At 71.7% G+C, this 23,664-nt stretch carries 19 protein-coding genes; 12 read left to right on the forward strand and 7 right to left on the reverse strand.

Features of this window, described 5'->3' with window-relative positions; genetic code table 11:
• Positions 1-180: 180 nt before the first annotated feature.
• The gene (locus ACFVXA_RS35670) at positions 181-1,215 is read left to right on the forward strand and encodes a LacI family DNA-binding transcriptional regulator (RefSeq protein ID WP_362026189.1); all 1,035 of its coding nucleotides are present in this window, start codon (positions 181-183) and stop codon (positions 1,213-1,215) included.
• Positions 1,216-1,325: 110 nt separating this feature from the next.
• Positions 1,326-2,186 (forward strand): phosphatase PAP2 family protein, encoded by an 861-nt coding sequence (locus tag ACFVXA_RS35675; RefSeq protein WP_362026186.1) that lies wholly within the window; start codon positions 1,326-1,328, stop codon positions 2,184-2,186.
• Between the two features lie 312 nt (positions 2,187-2,498).
• Here the strand turns inward: ACFVXA_RS35675 and ACFVXA_RS35680 are convergent, their stop codons facing one another.
• Positions 2,499-4,070, reverse strand: coding sequence for an amidohydrolase (locus ACFVXA_RS35680; protein ID WP_390028288.1), 1,572 nt, complete (start codon positions 4,068-4,070; stop codon positions 2,499-2,501).
• Positions 4,071-4,087: 17 nt separating this feature from the next.
• The gene (locus tag ACFVXA_RS35685) at positions 4,088-5,692 is read right to left on the reverse strand and encodes an APC family permease (RefSeq protein ID WP_390028289.1); all 1,605 of its coding nucleotides are present in this window, start codon (positions 5,690-5,692) and stop codon (positions 4,088-4,090) included.
• A 146-nt stretch (positions 5,693-5,838) separates the two neighbouring features.
• On the opposite strand from ACFVXA_RS35685, the gene ACFVXA_RS35690 reads away from it, so the two are divergent.
• Positions 5,839-6,444, forward strand: coding sequence for a TetR/AcrR family transcriptional regulator C-terminal domain-containing protein (locus ACFVXA_RS35690; RefSeq protein WP_390028291.1), 606 nt, complete (start codon positions 5,839-5,841; stop codon positions 6,442-6,444).
• A gap of 394 nt (positions 6,445-6,838) precedes the next feature.
• Here the strand turns inward: ACFVXA_RS35690 and ACFVXA_RS35695 are convergent, their stop codons facing one another.
• Positions 6,839-7,738 (reverse strand): LysR family transcriptional regulator, encoded by a 900-nt coding sequence (locus tag ACFVXA_RS35695; RefSeq protein WP_390028292.1) that lies wholly within the window; start codon positions 7,736-7,738, stop codon positions 6,839-6,841.
• Positions 7,739-7,809: 71 nt separating this feature from the next.
• On the opposite strand from ACFVXA_RS35695, the gene ACFVXA_RS35700 reads away from it, so the two are divergent.
• Positions 7,810-8,745 carry a DMT family transporter gene (locus ACFVXA_RS35700; protein WP_389755310.1) on the forward strand — a complete coding sequence of 312 codons (936 nt, stop codon included), beginning with the start codon at positions 7,810-7,812 and terminating at the stop codon, positions 8,743-8,745.
• 183 nt (positions 8,746-8,928) lie between these two features.
• Here ACFVXA_RS35700 and ACFVXA_RS35705 read toward each other — a convergent pair whose 3' ends face one another.
• Positions 8,929-11,925: a bifunctional [glutamine synthetase] adenylyltransferase/[glutamine synthetase]-adenylyl-L-tyrosine phosphorylase gene (locus ACFVXA_RS35705; RefSeq protein WP_390028294.1), complete on the reverse strand. Its 2,997-nt coding sequence runs from the start codon at positions 11,923-11,925 to the stop codon at positions 8,929-8,931.
• A gap of 156 nt (positions 11,926-12,081) precedes the next feature.
• On the opposite strand from ACFVXA_RS35705, the gene ACFVXA_RS35710 reads away from it, so the two are divergent.
• The 5 genes from ACFVXA_RS35710 to ACFVXA_RS35730 all read left to right on the forward strand — a co-directional run bounded on the left by ACFVXA_RS35710 (position 12,082) and on the right by ACFVXA_RS35730 (position 16,759).
• The gene (locus tag ACFVXA_RS35710) at positions 12,082-12,597 is read left to right on the forward strand and encodes a pyridoxamine 5'-phosphate oxidase family protein (protein WP_389471501.1); all 516 of its coding nucleotides are present in this window, start codon (positions 12,082-12,084) and stop codon (positions 12,595-12,597) included.
• A gap of 126 nt (positions 12,598-12,723) precedes the next feature.
• Positions 12,724-13,164 (forward strand): VOC family protein, encoded by a 441-nt coding sequence (locus ACFVXA_RS35715; protein WP_362026163.1) that lies wholly within the window; start codon positions 12,724-12,726, stop codon positions 13,162-13,164.
• A 247-nt stretch (positions 13,165-13,411) separates the two neighbouring features.
• On the forward strand, positions 13,412-14,299 hold the full coding sequence (locus ACFVXA_RS35720) for an alkaline phosphatase family protein (RefSeq protein WP_390028295.1): 888 nt from the start codon (positions 13,412-13,414) through the stop codon (positions 14,297-14,299).
• A gap of 1 nt (position 14,300) precedes the next feature.
• Complete coding sequence (locus ACFVXA_RS35725; RefSeq protein WP_384024344.1) at positions 14,301-15,743, forward strand: MFS transporter; 1,443 nt, start codon at positions 14,301-14,303, stop codon at positions 15,741-15,743.
• A complete protein-coding gene (locus tag ACFVXA_RS35730; protein ID WP_362026154.1) occupies positions 15,740-16,759 on the forward strand; it encodes a TolB-like translocation protein in 1,020 nt (339 codons plus the stop codon). Before ACFVXA_RS35725 ends, ACFVXA_RS35730 begins: the two co-directional genes overlap by 4 nt.
• Positions 16,760-16,857: 98 nt before the next feature.
• Here ACFVXA_RS35730 and glnA read toward each other — a convergent pair whose 3' ends face one another.
• On the reverse strand, positions 16,858-18,219 hold the full coding sequence (gene glnA, locus ACFVXA_RS35735) for a type I glutamate--ammonia ligase (protein ID WP_362026343.1): 1,362 nt from the start codon (positions 18,217-18,219) through the stop codon (positions 16,858-16,860).
• A 395-nt stretch (positions 18,220-18,614) separates the two neighbouring features.
• Between glnA and ACFVXA_RS35740 the strand changes: the two genes are divergently transcribed.
• Both ACFVXA_RS35740 and ACFVXA_RS35745 read left to right on the forward strand, forming a co-directional pair.
• A complete protein-coding gene (locus ACFVXA_RS35740; RefSeq protein ID WP_383908711.1) occupies positions 18,615-19,283 on the forward strand; it encodes a DUF3105 domain-containing protein in 669 nt (222 codons plus the stop codon).
• A complete protein-coding gene (locus tag ACFVXA_RS35745) occupies positions 19,280-19,903 on the forward strand; it encodes a DUF305 domain-containing protein (protein WP_384401101.1) in 624 nt (207 codons plus the stop codon). The genes ACFVXA_RS35740 and ACFVXA_RS35745 overlap by 4 nt, the downstream gene beginning before the upstream one ends.
• Before the next feature lie 150 nt (positions 19,904-20,053).
• On the opposite strand, the gene ACFVXA_RS35750 is transcribed toward ACFVXA_RS35745, so the two are convergent.
• Positions 20,054-20,692, reverse strand: a complete 639-nt coding sequence (locus ACFVXA_RS35750; RefSeq protein ID WP_362026139.1) for a hypothetical protein — start codon at positions 20,690-20,692, stop codon at positions 20,054-20,056.
• Entirely contained in the window at positions 20,689-21,207 is a 519-nt protein-coding gene (locus ACFVXA_RS35755; RefSeq protein WP_383908705.1) for a sigma factor-like helix-turn-helix DNA-binding protein, read from the reverse strand. The genes ACFVXA_RS35750 and ACFVXA_RS35755 overlap by 4 nt, the downstream gene beginning before the upstream one ends.
• A gap of 305 nt (positions 21,208-21,512) precedes the next feature.
• Between ACFVXA_RS35755 and ACFVXA_RS35760 the strand changes: the two genes are divergently transcribed.
• The gene (locus ACFVXA_RS35760; RefSeq protein ID WP_383747349.1) at positions 21,513-23,453 is read left to right on the forward strand and encodes a protease pro-enzyme activation domain-containing protein; all 1,941 of its coding nucleotides are present in this window, start codon (positions 21,513-21,515) and stop codon (positions 23,451-23,453) included.
• Positions 23,454-23,664: the final 211 nt, after the last annotated feature.

Below are 23,664 nucleotides of genomic sequence, written 5' to 3' on the forward strand. Positions count from 1 at the left end.
CATCGCCCCGTCAGCGCCTTGCAGGAGCCACCCCTTCCCGCGGCGCACGCACGGGACGCCGAGCCGACCAGAACACGAGGGAGCGCGATGACGCAGCAGCCCGGAGCGGGCCGTTCAACCGCCCGCACACGGCGTCTGGTTGGTGGGCACGGTGAGACGCGGCCGGTACAGTCCAATCCCGTGACCACACGGCTTGCCGACATCGCAGCCCAGGCGGGGGTCAGCGAGGCGACCGTCAGCCGCGTCCTGAACGGGAAGCCGGGCGTCGCGGCGACCACCCGCCAGTCCGTCCTGGCCGCGCTCGACGTGCTGGGCTACGAGCGGCCGGTACGTCTGCGGCAGCGCAGCGCGGGCCTGGTGGGCCTCATAACCCCGGAGCTGGAGAACCCGATATTCCCTGCCCTTGCGCAGGTGATCGGCCAGGCACTGACCCGGCAGGGCTACACCCCGGTCCTCGCGACCCAGACGCCGGGCGGCTCCACCGAGGACGAGCTGACGGAGATGCTGGTCGACCGGGGCGTCGCGGGCATCATCTTCGTCTCCGGTCTGCACGCGGACACCTCCGCGGACATGCAGCGCTACGAGCAGTTGCGCGCCCAGGGCGTCCCGTTCGTACTCGTGGACGGCTTCTCGCCCAAGGTGCAGGCACCTTTCATCTCACCGGACGACCGCGCCGCGATGGCCCTGGCGGTCACGCACCTCGTCTCGCTCGGGCACACCAACATCGGACTCGCTCTGGGGCCGAAGCGGTTCGTGCCGGTACAGCGCAAGATCGAGGGCTTTGTCCGCACGATGCAGGAGCAGTTGGGGCTGAGCCCGGCCGACATCGAGGAGCGACTGGTCCAGCACTCGCTGTACACCCTGGAGGGCGGTCAGGCCGCCGCCAGCGCCCTCATGGACCGGGACTGCACGGCCGTGGTGTGCGCGAGCGACATGATGGCGCTCGGCGCGATAAGGGCGGCGCGTCAGCGCGGTCTGGAGGTTCCGAAGGACATCTCGGTCGTCGGTTTCGACGATTCCCCGCTGATCGCGTTCACCGACCCGCCCCTCACCACGATCCGCAAGCCGGTGCCCGCCATGGGACAGGCGGCGGTGCGGACGTTGCTGGAGGAGATCGGCGGGACGCCCGCTCCGCACAGTGAGTTCGTGTTCATGCCGGAGCTGGTGGTGCGGGGTTCGACCGCTTCTGCCCCTGGGGACCGGAATCGTCCCTGAGGAGGAGTGCGTACGGCCCTCGTTGGACTCCTCGCGGTGTAGAACATGCGACGAGGACCCTTCCAAGGGATGATCTGTGGGGGAAGGCTTTTCTGGCAGACTCTGTCCCTATGGGTGAGACGACCGTGACGACACTGGAAGGCCGGGAGCCGGCCGCTCCACAGCCCGTCGCGGAGGAGAATGCGGGGAAGACCTTCCTGCGTCGGTCGCGGGCCCCGCGTCGCCCCCGCTTCTGGTTCGAGATCCTGCTCATCGCGGTGAGTTACTGGACGTACTCGCTGATCCGCAACGCCGTGCCCGAGCAGAAGGACGCGGCCCTGCGCAACGCGGACTGGATCTGGCGGACGGAGCACCACCTCGGGATCGCCGTCGAGCAGTCGGTCAACCACGCCGTGAACTCCACGACATGGCTGATCGTGGGGATGAACTACTACTACGCGACGCTGCACTTCGTGGTGACGCTGGGTGTCCTGGTCTGGCTCTACCGCAGCCATCCCGGCCGTTACGCGGCCACGCGTCTCGCCCTCTTCGCCACCACCGCGGTGGCGCTCCTCGGCTACTACTTCTTCCCGCTCGCGCCGCCGCGGCTGATGAACGGCGGCCACTTCGTCGACACGGTGCTGGTCCACCACACCTGGGGCTCCATGGCCTCCGGCGACCTCAAGCACATGTCGAACCAGTACGCCGCGATGCCGTCGATGCACATCGGCTGGTCCCTGTGGTGCGGGCTGACGATCTTCGCCCTGGCGTCGGCGCCCTGGGCCCGCGTTCTCGGCCTCCTCTACCCGGCGGCCACCCTGCTGGTCATCGTCTCCACCGCCAACCACTTCTGGCTCGACGCGGTCGGCGGCATGCTGTGCCTGGCCTTCGGCTTCCTGGTGGCGCGGCTCTGGTACGGCTCCCTGCCGTACGCGCTGCCGCGCTGGGTCCCGGGGACGCGGGGGGCACCACTGGTGCCGCTCAAGGCCTGAGCAGGGGATTTCGGCCGGTTCGGCACCGCAGGGGAGCGTACGTCGCGACGGCCGAGCACCGCAGGAGAGCGCCACTACGGCTGGGCACGCAGGAGAGCGCCGCTACAGCTGAGCACCGCAAGAGAGCGCCGCTACGGCTGAGCACCGCCGCGGCGGGATCGTCGCGGGCGACCCCCTCCAAGAAGTTCGGCAATTCAATCAACCAGGCCGGCCCAGAAATCCCGCCGGGGCCGGCGAGCGGCCACCACGGCGGTCCTTCGGCGGCCTTGGCGGTCTTCGGCGGTCTTCGGTGGTCTTCGGTGCCGGACGGCATCAGACCCCGCGATGGACGACCCGGCCGCCGGTCACGGTCAGTCGCACCGGCGCCTGCGCGACCTCGTCCGCCGGCGCCTCGACCGGATCCAGGCCGAAGGCCGTGAGGTCCGCCCGGAAGCCGGGAGCGATACGGCCCGTCTCCTGAGCCTCGCCGGCGGCGAGGGCCGCGTGCGTCGTGCAGCCCTCCAGGGCCTGGAGCCCGGTCAGACCGCCGAGCGCGGCGGCCGCCCCCCGCGGCTCTCGCGCGGTCGCCAGCACCCCGCGCACGTCGTAGGGGGCGATCGGCCAGTCGGAGCCCAGGGCGACCACCGCCCCGGCGTCCCGCAGGTCCCGCATGCGCCAGGCCCTGCCTGCACGGGCGGAGCCCAGCCGCCGTGACCACTCGTCGCCGTGGTCGCCGCGCGTGTACGCGGTGTGCGGCGGCTGCATGGACGCGATGACCCCGAGCCGCGAGAAGCGCTCCGGTGTGCCGTCCGGGACGGTCTCGACGTGCTCGATCCGGTGGGCGAACCGGCCACCGGCCCCGAGCCCCTCCACGGTGTCGAGGACGTGCCGTACCGCCGCGTCCCCGATCGCGTGCGTGGCCGTACGGACCCCGGCCGCGTGCAGCTGTCGTACGGCGGCGGTGTACGCGGCCGGGTCGGGCCAGAACGCCTCCGTGCCCTGCCCGTGGCAGTCGGCGTGCTCCAGCCACGCCGTGCCGCCCTCCACGGTCCCGTCCATGAAGAACTTGACCCCGTCCACCTTCCAGTGCCGCCCCCGGCGCCCCTGGAGCGCCACGAGTTCCTCCAGGGCCTCCCGGTCCGCGCCCGGCATGCACCAGGGCGCGAACCGCATCCGCACCGGCAGCACGGTCTCCTCGGCGACGGACCCGACCAGCTCCGGATCCCCCAGGTCCATCGCGTGCGCCCCGGTCAGCCCGGTGGCGGCCATCGCGGAGAGCAGCTCCACGAGGCGGGCCCGCCGCTCCTCGTACGAGGGCCGGGGCATCACCTCGGCGACCAGGTCCATCGCCGCGTGCTCGACGAGATGCCCGGTGGGCCGCCCCTCGGCGTCGCAGACCACCTCCGACCGCTGGACGAAGGCGCGCGGCCCGTCGACGCCCGCCGCCTTCAGGGCCGCCTCGCTGACCAGGGCCGAGTGGCCGTCGTACAGGTGCAGGAAGGCGGGCGACCCGCCGAGTACGTCCTCGACGAGGGACCGGTGCACGGGCCGTCCGCCGAAGACGTTGTGGTCGAGCCCGAAGCCGATGACCCACCCGTCGGTCCGGGACGCGGCGGCGAGCGCACCGCGCAGCCCGTCCAGGTCCCGCACCTGCGACAGATCCACGCCCGTGGCCATGTCCAGGCCCCACACGGGGTGGCTGTGCGCGTCCACCAGGCCGGGCACGAGGTGCGCGCCCGCCAAGGACACCACCTCGGTCCCCGGCCCGCGCCAGTCCCGTACGTCGGTGTCGTCGCCGACCGCGGCGATCACCCCGTCGCGTACGGCGACCGCGCCGGCGTGCGGTCGGGCGGGGTCGAGGGTGCGGACCTGGGCGCCGGTGAGGATCAGTTCGGCGGTGGGCATCTGCGCAACTCCCTTTGCTATTCGGTGACTTCGGCGGGGACGGCCGGCGTGACGGACTCGGCCCGTTCGGCCGGCTCCGCCGGTTCGGCGGACTCAGCGGGTTCGGCGGGCTCGGCCAGCTCAGCGGGCTCGGCGGGCTCGGCGGGCTCGGCGGGCTCGGCGGGCTCGGCGGGCTCGGCGGGCTCGGCCGCGAAGTTCTCGTACGTCTCGGGCCGGTTGCGCCGCAGCCACCACGCGAGGCCCAGCCCCAGGAGGAAGACGACGGGCACGATGACGACGAGGACGGTGTTCACGGTGGGGGACGCGGCGGTGAACAGGTCGACGTGGCCGATCACCAGGACCATCGCCGCCGCCAGGAGCACGGTCGCGACGACCGGCGCGACCACGGTCCGCAGCGCGCCCTCCGTGTGGTCGACCCGGCGGAAGTAGCAGGGCACGGCGAGCGCGGCGAGCAGTTGGAGCGCCAACAGGCCGAGCATCCCCGGGGTGTTGACCCACAGCAGCAGCTGCCCGTACGGGTCGGCACCGGCCGCCCAGAAGCCGAGCACGACGGCGGCTCCCAGCGCCGTCTGGGTGATCCCGGCGACGTAGGGGGAACGGTGGCGCGGGTGGATGCGCCCCAACGCCCGGGGCAGTACGCCCTCTTCGGCCAGCGCCAGCCCGTACCGGTTGATGGCGTTGTGGAAGGCGAGCAGCGAGGCGAGGACGCTGGTGATGATGAAGACGTGCATCAGGTCGGCCGCCCAGCCGCCGACGTATGTCGTGATGGCGGAGAAGAAGAGCCCGCCGGGGTCCGCGCCCGCGGCCTTGACGACCTCCGCGTCGCCGAAGGCCTGGATGACCACCCAGACGATGAACGCGTAGAAGAGACCGAGGAATCCGACGGCGACGTAGGTCGCGCGCGGCACCGTGCGCTCCGGGTCCCGCGCCTCACGCCGGTAGATGACGGTGGACTCGAAGCCGGTGAACGCGGCGAAGGCGAAGGCGAGGACCGCGGCGGTGCCGGGGACGAGGACATGGCCGGGCGTGAAGGCGGCGGCCGACAGCCCGTGCGCGCCACCCTTGACCAGCACACCGCCCGCGAGCAGGACGAGTATGCCGGTCTCGGCGACGAGCAGGACGCCCAGCAGTTTGGCGCCGAAGTCGATCGACCGGTAGCCGCCGTAGCCGATGACCAGCAGCCCGGCCAGCGAGATCGGCAGCCAGGGGACGCCGGTCCCGCAGAGGGCGCGCACGGTGTCCTGGGTGGCGGTGCCCAGCAGACCGTAGACGCCGATCTCCATGCCGTTGTAGCCGATGAGGGCGAGGAGTGCGGCGCCCACGCCGACCGGGCGGCCGAGGCCGCGGGTGATGTACGCGTAGAAGGCGCCGCCGTTGCGGACATGGCGGCTCATGGTCGTGAAACCGACGGCGAAGACGGCGAGCGTGATGCCGGCGAGGAGGTAGCCGACGGGGGCGCCGATCCCGCCGAGCAGGAGGGCGAGCGGGGCGACGCCCGCCATGACGGTGAGCGGGGCGGCGGCCGAGACGACGAAGAAGGCGATGTCGGCGGTGCCGAGGGAACCGGAGCGGAGGGTCGCCGTGGGGACCGGCGCTCTCTCCTCGGAGGTGGTGACGGGCATGGCGGGGGAAGCCCTCCTGGCGGCAAGCGGGGACGGGGGTTCCGGGCGTGCGGGATGGCCGGGCTCCAGAAACCTAAAGGCTTTCGGTTTGCGGCAATGTAGCCTCCCGAGGGGCATCCGGGAAGACCTTCAGAGGAGTGCAGATCATGGGACGGCCGCGCACACCACTCCTCGACCGCGAGCGCATCACCACGACGGCGCTCGAACTGGTCGACGAGCGGGGCGAGTTCAGCGTCCCGCAGATCGCCAAGCGGCTCGGCGTGCAGACCGGCTCGGTGTATCACCACGTGGACGGCCGGGACGGCATCGTGGAGCTGCTGCGGGAGCGGGTCACGTCCGCGATCGACACCCAGGCGCTGGCACTGGCCCCTTGGGACGCGGCGCTGGCGGCCTGGGCCCGCTCCTACCGCGAGGCGTTCGCCGCCCACCCGAAGGCGATCCCGCTCCTGATGACATCACCCGTACGAGCGCCCCGCGTCCTGGAGCACTACGAGCGCGCGGTCACCCTCCTGCTGGACGCGGGCTTCGCCCTGCCCGACGTGATGCCCCTGATCATGGCCTTGGAGAACCTGGTCCTCGGCTCGGCCCTGGACCTCGCGGCCCCCGAGATCATGTGGGAACTCCCCGACGAGACCACGACACCGCGCCTCGCCGAGGCCCTGGACGCGGTGGGCGAGGGCCGCGCGGACCGGGCCTTCGAGCTGGCGCTGGAGGGATTCCTGACCCACGCGAGAGCCTTGCAGGCGGGCTGAGCCGACGATCACAGGCGCCGAGCCGGCGCCTGGAGACGGCCCGAGGCCGACGCTAGGAGACGCCGGCGATCGCACGTGCCCGAGCCGGCGCCTGCCGGCGGACTGGGCCGACGCCTGCGGGCGGACTGACCCGACGCCTGCGGGCGGCATGAGGCGCCATGAGGCGACGCCCACAGGCGTCGAGCCGGCGTGTACGGGCGATCCGGGGCGACGTCTACGGGCGGTCCGCGGCGACGGCTGCTGGCGATGCGAGGCGACGGCTGCGGGCGGCCCGAAGCGACGGCTACGGGCGGGCGGCCCGAGGCGACGGTGGGGCGGTGGCGAGCCGGCGATCGCACGCGTCCGAGCCGGCGCCGGTCGGCGGTCTGGGGCGGTTGTTCGTGAGGGGCCCGGGTCAGCGCTCCTCCTGGGCCACGTCCCCCAGCGCGCCCAGCAGCCCGCGCAACGCGGGCTGTTCCGGAGCCGACTCCCGTACGGCCGCGTAGATGGCCCGCACGGGCTCGGGGGCCCGCACCTTCCGTACCACCACGTCGGGATGCCGGCCCCCCAGGCCGAGACGGGGAATCAGACTCACGCCCAAACCCGCCGCCACGAACCCCTGAGCCGTGACGTAGTCCTCGCTCTGCACCACGAAATCGGGCCGGAACCCGGCCGCCGCGCAGGCGTCGAGCTGAGCGGCAAGACAGGGCCCGGGCCACTCGCTCCCCACCCATGGCTCCTCCGCGAGGTCGACGAGATCGAGCACCCGCTTCCGCACCAGCCGATGCCCCTTGGGCAGGACGACGCGATACGGATCGTCGAGAAGATGCACGAGCCGTACGCCTTCGACGGCCGAGCCGCCCGGCAACCGCACGACGAGCGCCAGATCGGCCCGCCCCTCCTTGACCTCGGGCAGTGGATCCTCGGGGTCGATGAGCTTCAACTCGACCTCTACCCCAGGGTGTTCGGCCCGGAACCGGGCGATGGCCGGTGCCACCAGCGACGCCCCCGCCGTGGCGAAGTACCGCACGGCGAGCCGCCCCGTACGCCCGGACAGCAGATCGGCGAGAGCGGTCTCGGCCTCGACGACCTGCCGCCCGATGACATCGGCGTACTCGGTCAGCAACAGCCCCGCCGCGGTGGGCCGCACCCCGCGCCCGACCCGCTCCAGCAGGGCGGCCCCCGCCTCCCGCTCCAGAGCGGCGATCTGCTGGCTGACGGCGGACGGCGTGTACCCGAGATCCGCCGCGGCCCCGGTGACCGATCCGCACCCCACGACAGCCCGCAGAACCTGCATACGCCGCACATCAAGCATGTAGCCCAGCTTAACAGTGCATGCAGCACTCTTCACTTGTCCTCAAACCACTCTTCAGGGACCGTAGTGCCATGCCGCGCCCCCTCCTCTCCTCCCTTCGTATGGCCGCCCTGGCGCTCCTCTGGGGCTCGGGCTTCCTGTGGATCAAACTGGCCCTGAACCACGGCCTGTCCCCGGCCCACATCACCGTCACCCGCTGCGTCCTGGGCACCGCGGTCCTCGCCGTCCTGGCCCGCTCGGCGGGCCAGCGCCTCCCCCGCTCCCGCGCGCTCTGGCGCCACCTCGCCGTCGCGGCCCTCTTCTGCAACGCCGTCCCGTTCGCGCTCTTCGCCCTGGGCGAGCGGACGGTCGACTCGGGCATCGCGGGCGTCCTGAACGCGACGACCCCCCTGTGGTCCCTCCTCATCGGGGTCCTCCTGGGCACCGACCGCGCCCTGCACCCGCTCCGCCTGACCGGCCTCCTTCTGGGCTTCGCCGGCGTCCTGCTGATCTTCGCCCCCTGGCACCACTCGCATCTCGTCGGCTGGGGCGCCCTGGCCCTGCTGGCCGCCGCGGCGAGTTACGCGATCGCCTTCGCCTACATGGCCCGCCACCTCACCACCCACGGCGCCCCGCTGGCGGTCTCCGCCGCCCAACTCCTCACGGCCACCGCCTGGAGCACCCTGGCCCTCCCCACCGCGGGCCCCCTCCGCGACACGGACGCCACCGCCCTCCTGGCCGTCACCGTCCTCGGCGTCTTCGCCACGGGCGTCACCTTCTACCTCAACTACCGCATGATCGCGGACGAGGGCCCCACCAGCGCGGCCACGGTCGGCTACCTCCTCCCGGTGGTCTCCGTAGCCCTGGGCGCCCTCGTACTGGACGAGAAGATCGGCCTGCGCGTCATCGCGGGCATGGCCGTCGTCCTGGCCGGGGTGGGACTCACCCGCAAGCGCCACAACCCGCGGCCGCCGGCCCACCACCCGGCAGACAGCGCACCCGCACAGGCAGCCGCGCCCGCACCCTGACCCTGGCCCTGGCCCTGGCCCTGGCCGTGGCCCTGGCCCTGGCCCTGGCCCTGGCCGTGGCCGTGGCCCTGGCCCTGGCCCGCACCCACACCCGCACCCGCACCCGCACCCGCACCCGCACGAAGACCCCCGCGGACGCCCGGAGGGCACCCGCACGAAGGTCCCCGCGGACGCCCGGAGGGCCTAGGCCCCGTAGAACAGCTCCTCCACGACGGCCCGAGCCCGCCGAGTGGTCCGCCGATAGTCGTCGAGCAACTCCCCGACGTGCCCCGGCCCGTACCCCAAGTAGCGCCCCACGGCGGCGAGTTCCCGCGCGCCCGACGGGAAGGTGTCCCCGGCGCGCCCCCGTACCAGCATCACCGCGTTCCGCACCCGCGTGGCCAGTACCCACGCCTCGTCCAGCGTCGCCGCGTCCTCCGTGGAGATGAGCTCCGCCGCACACGCGGCGGCGAGCGCCTCCCGCGTACGTGTCGTCCGCAGCCCCGGCTCCACCCAGCCGTGCCGCAGTTGCAGCAGCTGCACGGTCCACTCGACGTCGGACAAGCCACCCCGCCCGAGCTTGGTGTGCAAGGTGGGGTCCGCCCCGCGCGGCATCCGCTCCGTCTCCATCCGGGCCTTCAGCCGCCGGATCTCCCGGACCGCGTCCTCGCCGAGCCCCTCCGCCGGATACCGCAGCGGATCGACCAGCTCGATGAACCGACCCCCCAGGTCCGCGTCCCCCGCGACGAATTCGGCCCGCAGCAGCGCCTGCGACTCCCACACCAGCGACCAGCGCCGGTAGTACGCCTCGTACGACTTCAAGGTCCGTACGAGCGGCCCCGACTTGCCCTCGGGCCGCAGGTCCGCGTCGATCAGCAGCGGCGGGTCGGCGCTCGGGATCTGCAACAGCCGCCGCATCTCGGACACCACGGCGTTCGCCGCCTGGGACGCCTCCCGCTCCGCCACGCCCTCCCGGGGCTCGTGCACGAACAGCACGTCGGCGTCGGACCCGTAGCCGAGCTCGTGGCCCCCGAACCGCCCCATCCCGATGACGGCGAACCGGGTGGGCAGCGTCTCCCCCCATCCGTCCCGCACCACGGCCCGCAGCGTCCCCGCGAGCGTCGCCGCCGTCAGGTCGGACACCGCGCCGCCGACCAGATCCACCAGGGCCCCCTGGTCGGCGACGGCCGGGGTCTCCTCCGTCCCGTAGGAGGCGACGATGTCCGCCGCGGCCGTGCGGAACAGCTCGCGCCGTCGCACCCCGCGTGCGGCGGTGACCGCCTGTTCGCCCCCGGCGGCCCGTCCCACCCCCGCGAGGATCTCCTGCTCCAGGTGGGCGCGAGGACGCGGTTCGAGCCCGCCGCCGTCCCCGTCCCCGAGCAGCGCCACCGCCTCCGGCGCACGCATCAGCAGATCGGGGGCGAGCCGCCCCGCCGAGAGGACCCGCGCGAGGTTCTCGGCCGCGGCGCCTTCGTCCCTCAACAGCCGCAGATACCAAGGGGTTTTGCCCAGCGCGTCGGACACTTTGCGGAAGTTGAGCAGGCCCGCGTCGGGGTCGGCGGAGTCGGCGAACCACCCCAACAGCACGGGCAGCAGCGTCCGTTGGATGGCGGCCTTGCGCGTGACCCCGGACGCGAGCGCCTCCAGGTGCCGCAGCGCCGCGGCCGGATCGGCGTAGCCGAGTGCGACGAGCCGCTCCCGCGCCGCGTCGGCGCTCAAACGGCTCTCGCCGGGGGCGAGTTGGGCGACGGCGTCGAGCAGCGGACGATAGAAGAGCTTCTCGTGCAGCCGCCGCACCACAGCCGCATGCCGCTTCCACTCACGGTTCAACGCGGCGACGGGGTCGGACCGCAACCCGAGCGACCGCCCGATGCGCCGCAGATCGGCGTCGCCCTCCGGCACCAGGTGCGTACGCCGCAGCCGGTAGAGCTGTATCCGGTGCTCCATGGACCGCAGGAACCGGTACGCCTCGTCGAGCTGCACGGCGTCGGCGCGCCCCACGTACCCACCGGCGGCCAGCGCCTTCAGGGCGTCCAGCGTGGTGCCACTGCGCAGCGACGTGTCGGCCCGCCCGTGCACCAACTGCAGCAGTTGCACGGCGAATTCGACGTCCCGCAGGCCGCCCGGGCCGAGCTTCAGCTCCCGCTCGATCTCGGCGGCCGGGATGTTCTCCACGACCCTGCGCCGCATCTTCTGCACATCGGCGACGAAGTTCTCGCGCTCGGCGGCATGCCACACCAGCGGGGCCAGCGTGGCGACGTAGTCCTCGCCCAGTTCGAGGTCGCCGGCCACCGGCCGCGCCTTCAGCAGCGCCTGGAACTCCCAGGTCTTGGCCCACCGCTGGTAGTAGGCGAGATGGCTGCTGAGCGTCCGCACCAGCGGACCGTTGCGCCCCTCGGGCCGCAGATTGGCGTCGACGGGCCAGATGCTGCCCTCGACGGTCGTCTCGGAGCAGATCCGCATCAGGTGCGAGGCCAGCCGGGAAGCGGCCTGGACGGCCTTTCGCTCGTCGGCCCCCTCGACCGCCTCCGCCACGAAGATCACGTCGACGTCGGACACGTAATTGAGCTCGTGGCCCCCGCACTTGCCCATCGCGATGACCGCGAGCCGGCACTGCGCGGCGTCGTCGGGCGCGGCGCCGCGGGCTATGGCGAGCGCGGCGCGCAGGGTCGCGGTGGCGAGGTCGGCGAGCTCGGCGGCGGTCTGCGCGAGGTCGGTGGTGCCGCACACGTCGCGCGCCGCGATGGACAGCAGACAGCGCCGGTAGGCGACGCGCAGCGAGACCGGGTCGGCCGCCGCGGCGAGCCCCCGCTCGAACTCCGTCACCCCGGGATGGAGGTCCTGCGGCTCGTAGGTGACGAGCTCCTGCCAGTCGCTCGGGTGCCGGGCGAGATGGTCGGCCAGCGCGGCGGAGGCGCCGAGGACGCCGAGCAGCCGGTCGCGCAGCGGCTTCGCCGCGATGAGCGTGTCGAGCAGTTCCCGCTGGGCCGTGTGGCCGTCCTGTGCCTCGACGAGCCGGACGAGGCCGCTCAGCGCCAGATCCGGGTCGGCGGTCGCGCCCAGCGCGTCCAGGAGCACCGGATCGGTCCGTACGGGCGCCAGCTCAGCGCTCTCCAGGAGGCGCTCGGCGGCGGAGGGATCGGTGAAGCCGTGCCGCAGCAACCGCGAAAAGGTAGTGCTCCTGCGCCCCGGCGCCGTCATCCTCGGCCCTCCTGTCGGATCAAGGTCGTACCAGCCCGAGCCTAACCTCAGAGCTCTCGGGAAGCGCCGGGCTGTGCGCCGTGACGGGGACCGATGAGTTCCGCCGGTGTGCGCGGTCTGCTCTCCGGCGGGACCATGTCGAGGCAGGAGGAAGCCATGCCGGACACACAGCCACAGACCGAGCTCGACCCGCGGTACGGCAGCACGGGCGCGACCGCGACTCCCTGGCCCGAGGCCTTGGCGCGACTGGCCGCGGCCGAGCTGTACTGGCTGTCGTCCGTACGGCCGGACGGACGGCCCCATGTGACGCCGCTGCTCGCCGTCTGGCGGGACGGGACGCTGTACTTCACCACGGGAGCCCAGGAGCGCAAGGCGCTCAATCTCGCCGGGAACCCCCAGGTCGTCCTCACCACGGGCACCAACACCTGGGCCGAGGGCTATGACCTGGTGGTCGAGGGAGAGGCGGTCCGCGTCACGGACCGGACGCGGCTGCGCGGGCTGGCCGAGGCGTGGGAGGAGAAGTACGGCGCGGAGTGGCATTTCGAGGTGCGGGAGGACGGGGCGTTCCAGGGAGCCGGCGGCCCCTCACTCGTCTTCGGCGTGGCGCCGCGCACCGCTTTCGGCTTTGGTAAGGGTGAGCCGTTCAGCCAGACGCGCTGGCGGTTCGAGTGACCCCGTGACGTACGACCCGTGACGTACGACCGTGGCGTACGGCCCGTGACGTACGACCCGTGACCTACGGCGCGTCACGTACGACCAGTCAATGTGGCAAGCGACGCACGGCGAGGGAGCCGTTTCGTGGACATGACGCTCGAAGTGATCGTGGTGCCGGTCTCCGACGTGGACCGGGCCAAGGCGTTCTATCAGGACAAGGTCGGCTTCCAGGTCGACTTCGACGGCGAGGTGATGCCCGGGGCGCGCGTGGTGCAGCTGACACCGCCCGGCTCGGGCTGTTCGATCGCGCTGACCTCGGGGCTGCCGATTCCCACCGGGACTCCGCGGCCGGGCACGTACCACGGGCTCCAGCTGGTCGTCGCGGACGCGAAGGCGGCGTACGAGGAGCTGACCGGCCGGGGGCTGGACGTCAGCGAGCCGCAGGTGTTCTCGCCGCAGGACGGCGGCACGTTCCTGTACTTCTCGGATCCCGACGGAAACGGGTGGGCGATCCAGGAGTACCGGCAGCGTGCGACGCGGCCGCTGCACCGGCTGCTGAGCGAACAGGGCGCGGAGCAGCGGTAGTTCATGTGCGGCGGGAGTCTGCCGCGGTAGGAGTGCCGCCACGGCAGGAGTTCTGCCGCAGCGGTGCTTCCGCCACGGCGGTAATTGATGCGCGGCGGGGATCCCGCCACTGCAGCAATGGTGCCGCGGCAGCAGTTCACCCGGATTTCATCCGGCGGGTTGGGCGGCTTGGGGCAGGGGAATGTTGGCGTGTGCATGCTCTGTCCGCACCGCCACCGTCGCCTCTCCCCCCCACCGGAGGTCTGAAGTGTCCGGCAGAACCGTGTACCGCCGCAGTCGTGCCGTCGTAGCATCCGCCCTCGCCTTCACCGCGGCCGCGGTCGGCGTGTGGAGCGGGTTCGGGGGCTCGTCCCCGGCGCACGCCGCCGCCGCGGTCCCGACCCCGGACCACGTCGTCGTCGTGGTCTTCGAGAACCACGCGTACAGCCAGGTGATCGGCTCCTCCAGCGCCCCGTACATCAACTCGCTCAAGACCGGGGGCGCCAGTCTGTCCCAGTCGTACGCCGAGACACACCCGAGCCAGCCCAACTACTTCGCCCTGTTCTCCGGCTCCACCCAGGGGATCACGGACGACAGCTGCTACACGCCCGGCTTCTCCTCCGCCCCGAACCTCGCCTCCGAGCTGATCGCGGCGGGCAAGACGTGGGCGAGCTACAACGAGACGCTGCCCAGCCAGGGCTCCACGACGTGCAGCAGCGGCAACTACGCGCGCAAGCACAACCCGTGGTTCGGCTTCAGCAACGTACCGACGTCCAGCGCCAAGACCTTCACGCAGTTCCCGACGGACTACACGACGCTTCCGCAGGTCTCCTTCGTCGTCCCGAACCTGTGCAGCGACATGCACGACTGCTCGGTGTCGACCGGTGACACCTGGCTGAAGAACAACCTGGGCGCGTACGCGACCTGGGCCAAGACCCACAACAGCCTGCTCGCCGTCACCTTCGACGAGGACAACCGGCTGTCCGGCAACCGCATCCCGACGGTGCTCTACGGCCAGCAGGTGACGGCCGGCTCCTCGTCGTCCACCACCTACAACCACTACGACCTGCTGCGCACCCTGGAGGACATGCACGGCCTCCCGCACGCGGGCAACGCCGCCTCCGGCAAGGACATCACCGGCATCTGGACGTCCTGAGATGTACGTGGCGGACAGCCGCGCCAGTACGCCGGACACTCCGGCGACGGCGGCAGCGTCCGCGGAAGGCGCCGCCCGGCCCCGTGCCGGGCGGCGCCGTGCCGCGGTCGCGCCCACCGTGCTGGCGCTCGGCGCGGTCAGTCTGATCACCGACGTCTCCTCGGAGATGGTGACGGCGGTGCTGCCCCTGTACCTGGTGACCGGCCTCGGCCTGTCCCCGCTGGGCTTCGGACTCCTCGACGGCATCTACAACGGCTTCTCGGCGCTGGTGCGCCTGGTCGGCGGGCACCTGGCCGACCGGGGCGGCGGCCGCCACAAGTGGGTGGCGGGCTTCGGCTACGGCCTCTCGGCGGCCTGCAAGCCCCTGCTGCTGGTCGCCCAGACCCTGACCCCCATCGGCCTGATCCTGGCCGCCGACCGCACCGGCAAGGGCCTGCGCACGGCTCCGCGCGACGCGCTGATCTCCCTGTCGAGCACGCCGGAGACCCGCGGCCGCGCCTTCGGCGTGCACCGTGCCATGGACACGGCGGGCGCGCTGGTCGGCCCCCTCGTGGCCTTCCTGATCCTGCGGGAGACGGTCGACGGGTACGACGCGGTGTTCACGGTGAGCTTCTGCGTGGCGGTCGTGGGTGTCCTGGTGCTGGTGCTCTTCGTACCGGGCGGCTCCCGCACGAAGACCGACGAGGCTGTGCGGGCCGCGGGGGCTGTGAGAGCCACAGGGGCCACGGGGACTGTGGGAGCCACGGGGACTGTGGGAGCCGCGGGAGCTCCGGGAGCTCCGGGGACCATCGGGGCCACCCCCGAGAACGGGACCGGGCCCATCGCCCCCGGCAAGGCAGCCGCTCCCCGCCCCACCCTCCGCGCCGCCCTCGCCCTCCTGCACCGGCGCGATCTGCGCCGTATCACCCTCTGTGCCCTGCTCCTCGGCCTCGCGACGGTCAGCGACTCCTTCGTCTACCTGCTGCTCCAGCGGCGCCTCGGCGTACCCGACCGCTGGTTCGCGCTGCTGCCGCTCGGCACGGCGGCGGCCTTCCTGCTGCTGGCCGTCCCGCTCGGGCGGCTCGCGGACCGGATCGGCCGCTGGCGGGTGTTCCTGGCGGGCCACGGCGCGCTGCTCCTCGCGTACGGCCTGCTGCTCTCCTCCTGGCACGGGACGGCCCTGCCGTACGCCGTGCTCCTCCTGCACGGCGGCTTCTACGCGGCGACGGACGGGGTGCTGATGGCCGCGGCCTCGGACAGCGTGCCCGAGGAGCTGCGCTCGTCGGGTCTCGCGCTGGTCCAGACGGGTCAGGCGCTGGCCCGTTTCGCCTGCTCGCTCTCCTTCGGCGCGGCCTGGACGGCGTGGGGCGACCGTACGGCGCTCACGGCGTCGGCCGTGACACTGGCGCTCTGCGCCCTGTTCGCCCTCCGGCTCCGCCCCGCCTCTTCGAAAGGCCTCGCATGACCCTGCGTACCCGCGTCCTGGTCCTGGTCTCGGCGCTGATCGTGCTGGCCGGCGTGGCCACGGCGTCCGTGCTGCACGCCTCGGCCCGCGCGGACCGCAGGAACCACGCCCAGCCGGGCGGCCCGAAGATCACCGCGGGGACGGTCTCGCTGACCGACCCCCGCCGGATGGTGTTCCGCAACATGGCGTGGGGCCCGCACCGCGACGAGCTGACGACGGTCCCGGCGTCCGACCCGTCCGGCCCGCGCACGGCGTCGAAGGTCAAGTGCCTGCGCTTCTACGCCGCTTCGGGCACCGGCGTCTGCCTCCAGGCCGTGCACGGCGCGGTCCAGGACACCTACCGTGCCGTCGTCCTCGACGCGCAGCTGCGCGAGACGGCCCGCTACGACGTCCCCGGCATCCCGTCCCGCGCCCGCGTCTCCCCCAGCGGCCGCTACGCCGCCTGGACGGCCTTCGTGGGCGGCGACTCGTACGCGGGCACGAACTTCTCGACGAGGACGGCGATCGTGGACACCCGCACGGGCCGGCTCACCCCGTCCCTGGAGGCCTTCCGCACCATCAAGGACGGCAGGACGTACCACGCGGCGGACGTGAACTTCTGGGGGGTCACCTTCGCCGCCGACGACCGCGCCTTCTACGCGACGATGGCCACGCGCGGCAAGACCTACCTGATCCGCGGTGACCTCCGCACCCGCACGGTCACCACCCTCCACACGAACGTCGAGTGCCCGTCCCTCTCCCCCGACGGCACTCGCATCGCGTTCAAGAAGCGGGTGAAGGGCCTCCCCGCGGACGCCCCCTGGCACCTGTACGTCCTCGACCTCCGCACCCTGCGCGAAACCCCCCTCGCCGAACCCCGCAGCGTCGACGACCAGGCGGTCTGGCGCGACGACCACACCCTCGTCTACGCCCTCCCCGGCGACTACGGAGCCGACCTCTACACCGTCCCGTCCAACGGCACGGGAAAGCCGCGACGCATCAGCACCGCGGCCGTGTCGCCCGCCTATCCCGGCTGAGCGGAACTGGGGGCCGCCGGTGAGACGCCGTGGGGCCGACGGTCAGTGACCGTCGGCCCCACCTGCCGTTCTCGCGGGAAACCCGCCCCGACCTGCGTCTACAGCACCGGCAAGTTCTTCCGCAGCTCGAAGGCGGTGACCTCGGAGCGGTACTCCTCCCACTCCTGCTTCTTGTTGCGCAGGAAGAAGTCGAAGACGTGCTCGCCGAGGGTTTCGGCGACGAGTTCGCTGCGCTGCATCAGGACCAGGGCCTCGCCGAGGTTCTGGGGCAGGGGCTCGATACCCATGGCGCGGCGCTCGGCGTCGGAGAGGGCCCAGACGTCGTCGTCGGCACCGGGCGGGAGCTCGTAGCCCTCCTCGATGCCCTTCAGGCCTGCGGCCAGCAGCAGCGCGTAGGCCAGGTACGGGTTCGCGCCCGAGTCGATGGAGCGGACCTCGACGCGCGCGGAGCCGGTCTTGCCCGGCTTGTACATCGGGACGCGGACGAGGGCGGAGCGGTTGTTGTGGCCCCAGCAGATGTACGAGGGTGCCTCGCCGCCGGCGCCCGCCGTGCGCTCCGAGCCGCCCCAGATGCGCTTGTAGGAGTTGACCCACTGGTTGGTGACGGCCGAGATCTCCGCCGCGTGCTTCAGCAGGCCCGCGATGAAGGAGCGGCCGACCTTGGAGAGCTGGTACTCCGAGCCGGACTCGTAGAAGGCGTTGCGGTCGCCCTCGAAGAGGGAGAGGTGGGTGTGCATGCCCGAGCCCGGGTACTCCGAGAACGGCTTCGGCATGAACGTGGCCTGCACACCCTGCTCCAGCGCGACCTGCTTCATGATCAGCCGGAAAGTCATGATGTTGTCGGCCGTGGAGAGCGCGTCGGCGTAGCGGAGGTCGATCTCCTGCTGGCCCGGGGCGCCCTCGTGGTGGGAGAACTCGACCGAGATGCCCATCGACTCCAGCATCGTGATGGCCTGGCGCCGGAAGTCCTGGCCGACGTTCTGCGGGGTGTGGTCGAAGTAGCCCGAGTTGTCGGCGGGGGTGGGCCGCGAGCCGTCCAGCGGGCGGTCCTTCAGCAGGAAGAACTCGATCTCCGGGTGGGTGTAGAAGGTGAAGCCCAGGTCGGAGGTCTTCGCGAGGGCGCGCTTGAGGACGTAGCGCGGGTCGGCGAAGGACGGGGAGCCGTCCGGCATCAGGATGTCGCAGAACATGCGGGCCGTGCCGGGTGCCTCCGCACGCCAGGGCAGAACCTGGAAGGTCGACGGATCCGGCTTGGCGATCATGTCGGACTCGTACACCCGGGCGAAGCCCTCGATGGCCGAGCCGTCGAAGCCGATGCCCTCGTCGAAGGCCTGTTCCAGCTCGGCCGGGGCCACGGCCACCGACTTGAGGAAGCCGAGTACGTCCGTGAACCACAGGCGTACGAACCGGATGTCCCGCTCCTCCAGTGTCCGGAGCACGAACTCCTGCTGCTTGTCCATCTTCCGCTTCCACCCATCCTTGCTGGTCAGGCCGCCTGCTCCCACGCTCGGGGACGATCGGGGCACCTGAGCATCCCACCACAACACCATTTCGTGCGCGTTGCGGACCTTGATCGCCCGGGCGACCGCGGTCTGAACGCCCCGCGTACGGCGGGTGTCCTGCTCGGACGCCCGGCCCGCCTGCGCGACCGACGCCCATCCTGCCGGGCGTCCGACGCCCGTCCCGCCTGCGCGTCCGATGCCCATCTTGCCTGCTCGGCCGTCTGTGCGTAATGGCCGGTTCTTTGCCGTGCCCCTCCCGGCATACCCCGCCCCCGTTCCCACTACGATCAGCGCAACCCGTCCTTCTCGTCCATACCGTCCGTCCCGTCCGTCCCATCCCCAAAGGACTCGCCATGGGCTCCGCCAAGAACAGCAGCAACGCCTCGCGCAAGGCGCGGATAGAGGAGATGCGCCGCGCAGAGCAGTCCCGCGAGCGTCGCAACCGGATCCTCGCGATCACGGCCAGTGCGGTCGTCGTCGCCGGTCTCGTCGTGGGCGGTGTCGTCCTCGTGAAGTCGCAGTCCGACTCCGGCAAGGACACGGCGAGCGACTCGAAGGGGGCCTCGGGGCACTTCGTCACCGGCGCGGACGGCGTGAAGACCTGGAAGGGCACGCTGTCGCGCAACCACGTCACCAAGACCGTGAAGTACCCGATGGAGCCCCCGGTCGGCGGTGACCACAACCAGGTGTGGATGAACTGCAACGGCGACGTCTACACCAAGGCGATCAACAACATGAACGCCGTGCACTCGCTGGAGCACGGCGCGGTCTGGGTGACGTACAACAGCAAGGCCTCGGACGCCGACGTCAAGGCGCTCGCGGCGAAGGTCAAGAAGACCCCGTACACGCTGATGAGCCCGGTCGAGGACCAGAAGGACCCGATCATGCTCAACGCCTGGGGCAAGCAGCGCACGGTGACGGGCGCGAGCGACCCGAACGTCGACAAGTTCTTCTCGGAGTTCGTCCAGGGCAAGCAGACGCCCGAGCCGGGCGCCGCCTGCACCAACGGTCTGTCCCAGTGAGGCACGTCGGGTGGGTCGCGGGGGCCGCGGCGGCCGTCCTCGTCGCGGCCGGGGCGATCACCTACGCGGTCGCCGAGGACGGCGGCTCCGCCCCGAAGACGCCGGCCGCCGGCTCCGCCGACGCGGGCTTCGCGCGGGACATGGCGGTCCACCACCAGCAGGCCGTCGAGATGTCGTACATCGTGCGCGACCGCACCAAGGACGTCGAGGTACGGCGGCTCGCGTACGACATCGCGCAGACGCAGGCCAACCAGCGCGGCATGCTGCTCGGCTGGCTCGACCTGTGGGAGCTGCCGAAGGTGTCCTCGGACGCGCCGATGACCTGGATGGGCATGGGTGACATGGCCTCCGGCAAGGACGGCTCGCTGATGCCCGGCATGGCCACCAACACCGAGATGAAGAAGCTCAACACGCTGAGCGGCAAGCAGGCCGAGATCTTCTATCTCCAGCTGATGACCGACCACCACAAGGGCGGCATCCACATGGCCGAGGGCTGTGTCGAGAAGTGCACGGTCGGCGTGGAGAAGAAACTCGCGCAGGGCATGGTCGACGCACAGCAGTCGGAGATCAAGCTGATGGCCGACATGCTGAAGGAGCGGGGCGCGAAGGCGCGCGACTAGGGCCTGTCCGGCGGAATATGCCGGAGGCGCCAGGGCCTGTCCGTCGGACAGCCCTGGCGACCGGATGCAGGGAACGGGTGCGGGAAACGGGTGCGGAACGGGTCCGGGGCGGCGCCCCGGACCCGTTCACCCCCCTCTGCCGCCGGATGGTCAACTGCGCCAGTCGGTACCGCACTTCAGGTCCGCGCCCGTCGGTACGAGTCGTTCCACGGAGCCGGGCCGTCCCTGGGTGACGGCGAGCTGGGCCCGGTCCAGGTAGCCGATGAAGAGCTGGGTGTGTGCGGGCATGGCCGCGGGGTCGTAGAGGAAGACGACGGTGCCGTCGTCCCGGCGTTCCCGCTTCACCACTTCCTCGACCCCCGCTCCCGAACCGTGCTCGTCCACCTGCGTGTGGTCGTCCGGCCCCTTGCAGAACACCCCGGTCTTCACGAGGACGGGGAATCCCGCCGCGCGCAGCGCCTTCTGGAGTCCCGCCGGGTCCTTGAAGTACTGCTCCTTGGTCCAGGTCACCGCGACCGTGCCGTCCGACCGCTTGGCGACGGTGAACGCGACGGGCTCCGCGCCCCCGCCCGCCGGCGGGGCGGTCGACGGGTGGCCGTAGCCCGGCACGCCGAGGGCGAGACCCGCGGCCGCCGTGACGCCGACCGCCGCCACGGCCACCCGCCTGCGCCGCCGCCGGACCGCGCGCCCCTCGGCCACGATCCGCTCGACGGGCACCGGCATGGTGACATCGTCGAGGGATCCCTTCAGGGCATCCAGTACGTCCCTGTCGTCGTCGATTCCATTCATGATCCTACCTCCGGGATGTCGAGGGTGACGAGGTTGCCGCGCAGCGTCGAGACGGCCCGGGCCAGATGGGCGGTGACGGTCCCCGGGGCGATCCCGAGCGTCTTCGCCGTGGTCGCGGTGTCGAGGTCGAGGAAGACCCGCAGGGCGATCACCTCCCGCTGCCTCAGGGGCAGTTGGCGCAGTACGGCCAGCAGCGCGGGGTCGAGCCCCGGTCCACCGGACAGCGTGGCCCCGGCGTCCTGGCCGTCGCCGAGCGCGGCCTCGTAGCCGTCGCCGAGCGCGACCTCGTACCGACGCCGACGCCACCACGAGATCCGGGTGTTGAGCGCCGTCCGTACGATCCACGCGCGCGGGGCGGGATGCCGCCGCACCCGGGGCCAGGCGGCCCAGGCCCGGGCGAACGCCTCGGCGACGAGGTCCTCGGCCAGCTGCCGGTCGCCCACCGCGGCGAGGACCGCGCGCAGGCAGACGTCCCGGCCGCACCGGTAGAACTCTTCGAACTCCAGCTGCTTCACACCCCCAACACGCCGTGGGGACTCGATCCGCTTACGGAAGACGGGGACCTCTTTACAGGAACCCTTGAAGGAGGACAGGGAAAACCCTCGATTGTAGGCAAGGGGGCCTTCCAAACCATCCCAAACGACAGCCAATCGCGGCCACTTGGGGTTTCCTTGGGTTTTTCATTCCCCTGGCATGAACGGTTCATCGAAAGAGTGGCCCCCATCTGTGATCCATTCCCCGGGCCCTGCTGGGGCACGGGGGTTCCACGCGGATCGCCGACCGACCACTACATGCGACGAACCGCATCGCAGGGGGTTCTATGAGATCCAACCGCGCCATAGCGCGCGCCGGAGTGGGTATGGCTGCGACACTGCCGCTGCTCGCCGGTGCGCTGGCGCTCGGCATACCCGCGGCCCAGGCCGCGGACGGCCCGAGCCGGGACACCCTCGTGGGCACCAAACCCGCGTGGGCCACGGCCAAGGCGGACAAGGGAGCCGCGTCCGACAGCTCCCAGGTCTCGGCCCGGGTCTACCTCGCCGGCCGGGACGCCACCGGTCTGGCCGCGTACGCCAAGGCCGTGTCCGACCCGAACTCGGCCTCGTACGGCAAGTACCTGAGCGCCAAGAAGGCGCAGCAGCAGTTCGGCGCCACCAAGGCGCAGGTCGCCGCGGTGAAGTCGTGGCTGAAGTCGGCGGGCCTGACGGTCACCGGCACCGCGCAGCACTACGTCTCCGTGACCGGTGACGTCGCCGCCGCCGAGAAGGCGTTCGGCACCCAGCTGCACAACTACACCAAGGGCAAGAAGACCTACCGGGCGCCGTCGAAGACGGCCTCCGCGCCGGCCGCCCTGAACGGCGCCGTCCTGACCGTCACCGGCCTGGACAACGCCCCGCACAAGGCGACGCACAGCGACCAACTGCCGCCTCCGGACGCGGTGTTCAAGAACTCCGGGCCGTTCTCCTCGTATTACGGCTCGAACATCGCGAGCACCCTGCCGGACGCGTACGGCTCGAAGATCCCGTACGCGGTCAAGGGCTACACGGGCAAGCAGCTGCGTGCCGCCTATGGCGCGGGCACGCGCACCGGCAAGAACGTGCGGGTCGCCATCACCGACGCGTACGCCTCGCCGACCATCGCCTTCGACGCGCAGACCTATGCGGGCAAGCACGGTGACGCGGCGTACACCAGCGGTCAGCTGCGTCAGGTGCTGCCGAAGAACTACACGAAGACCGAGGAGTGCGGGGCGGCCGGCTGGTACGGCGAGGAGACCCTCGACGTCGAGGCCGTGCACGCGGTCGCGCCGGGCGCGAGCATCACCTACGTGGGTGCCGCCTCCTGCTACGACGACGATCTGCTCGACTCGCTCAACAAGATCGTCGACGGGCACCTGGCCGACATCGTCTCCAACTCGTGGGGCGACATCGAGGCCAACCAGACGCCGGACCTCGCGGCCGCCTACGACCAGACGTTCCAGTTCGGCGCGGTCGAGGGCATCGGCTTCTACTTCTCCTCCGGCGACAACGGCGACGAGGTCGCCAACACCGGTACGAAGCAGGTCGACACCCCCGCCAACTCGGCGTGGGTGACGGCGGTCGGCGGTACCTCGCTGGCGGTCGGCAAGGGCGACAAGTACCTGTGGGAGACCGGCTGGGGCACCGAGAAGGCTTCGCTGTCCGCGGACGGCAAGAGCTGGACCGGGTTCCCGGGCGCGTTCACCTCGGGTGCGGGCGGTGGCACCAGCAAGACCGTGGCGGAGCCCTTCTACCAGAAGGGTGTCGTCCCGAACGCGCTCGCCACGGCCAACAGCGCCGCCGGCAACCGTGTCGTTCCTGACATCTCGGCGATCGCCGACCCCAACACCGGTTTCAAGGTCGGCCAGACGCAGACCTTCCCGGACGGGACGGAGCAGTACAGCGAGTACCGGATCGGCGGCACCTCGCTGGCCGCGCCGGTGATCGCGGCCGTCCAGGCGCTCGCCCAGGAGGCGCGCGGCGGCAAGGCGATCGGCTTCGCCAACCCCGCCATCTACGCCAAGTACGGCTCGAAGGCGTACCACGACGTCACGGACAACCCCACGGGGTCCGGGCTCGGGGTCGCGCGCGTCGACTTCGTCAACGGTTTCGACGCGACGGGCGGTCTGGCGACCTCCGTCCGCAGCCTCGGCAAGGACAGCTCGCTCCAGGCCGTGAAGGGCTACGACGACGTCACCGGCGTGGGTTCCCCCGCCCCGGGCTACGTCGACTCGTACAGTCGTCACTGACGCCCCGTCACAACGGTTACGCCCGCCCCTCGTTGGTTGAGGGGCGGGCGTATCCATGTCCGGTGCCGGGTGTGGGTTTTCGCCCCCGCCGCCCCTGCCCGTCCCGTACCGGGGGGGGGGGGGGGCCCCCCCCCCCCCCCCCCCCCGGCGGGCGGCGGGCCAACAAAAACAGCCGGGGTCCACCTACCGCCCCCCGGTATATCTGGTGGGA

Source organism: Streptomyces sp. NPDC058246, from assembly GCF_042881985.1.
Lineage (GTDB): Bacteria > Actinomycetota > Actinomycetes > Streptomycetales > Streptomycetaceae > Streptomyces.

Coding starts and splice junctions, on each gene's coding strand:
- ACFVXA_RS35675 (WP_362026186.1), top strand. CDS start 1,326: ATGGGTGAGACGACCGTGACGACACTGGAAGGCCGGGAGCCGGCCGCT.
- ACFVXA_RS35680 (WP_390028288.1), bottom strand. CDS start 4,070: ATGCCCACCGCCGAACTGATCCTCACCGGCGCCCAGGTCCGCACCCTC.
- ACFVXA_RS35685 (WP_390028289.1), bottom strand. CDS start 5,692: ATGCCCGTCACCACCTCCGAGGAGAGAGCGCCGGTCCCCACGGCGACC.
- ACFVXA_RS35690 (WP_390028291.1), top strand. CDS start 5,839: ATGGGACGGCCGCGCACACCACTCCTCGACCGCGAGCGCATCACCACG.
- ACFVXA_RS35695 (WP_390028292.1), bottom strand. CDS start 7,738: ATGCTTGATGTGCGGCGTATGCAGGTTCTGCGGGCTGTCGTGGGGTGC.
- ACFVXA_RS35700 (WP_389755310.1), top strand. CDS start 7,810: ATGCCGCGCCCCCTCCTCTCCTCCCTTCGTATGGCCGCCCTGGCGCTC.
- ACFVXA_RS35705 (WP_390028294.1), bottom strand. CDS start 11,925: ATGACGGCGCCGGGGCGCAGGAGCACTACCTTTTCGCGGTTGCTGCGG.
- ACFVXA_RS35710 (WP_389471501.1), top strand. CDS start 12,082: ATGCCGGACACACAGCCACAGACCGAGCTCGACCCGCGGTACGGCAGC.
- ACFVXA_RS35725 (WP_384024344.1), top strand. CDS start 14,301: ATGTACGTGGCGGACAGCCGCGCCAGTACGCCGGACACTCCGGCGACG.
- ACFVXA_RS35730 (WP_362026154.1), top strand. CDS start 15,740: ATGACCCTGCGTACCCGCGTCCTGGTCCTGGTCTCGGCGCTGATCGTG.
- glnA (WP_362026343.1), bottom strand. CDS start 18,219: ATGGACAAGCAGCAGGAGTTCGTGCTCCGGACACTGGAGGAGCGGGAC.
- ACFVXA_RS35740 (WP_383908711.1), top strand. CDS start 18,615: ATGGGCTCCGCCAAGAACAGCAGCAACGCCTCGCGCAAGGCGCGGATA.
- ACFVXA_RS35750 (WP_362026139.1), bottom strand. CDS start 20,692: ATGAATGGAATCGACGACGACAGGGACGTACTGGATGCCCTGAAGGGA.
- ACFVXA_RS35760 (WP_383747349.1), top strand. CDS start 21,513: ATGAGATCCAACCGCGCCATAGCGCGCGCCGGAGTGGGTATGGCTGCG.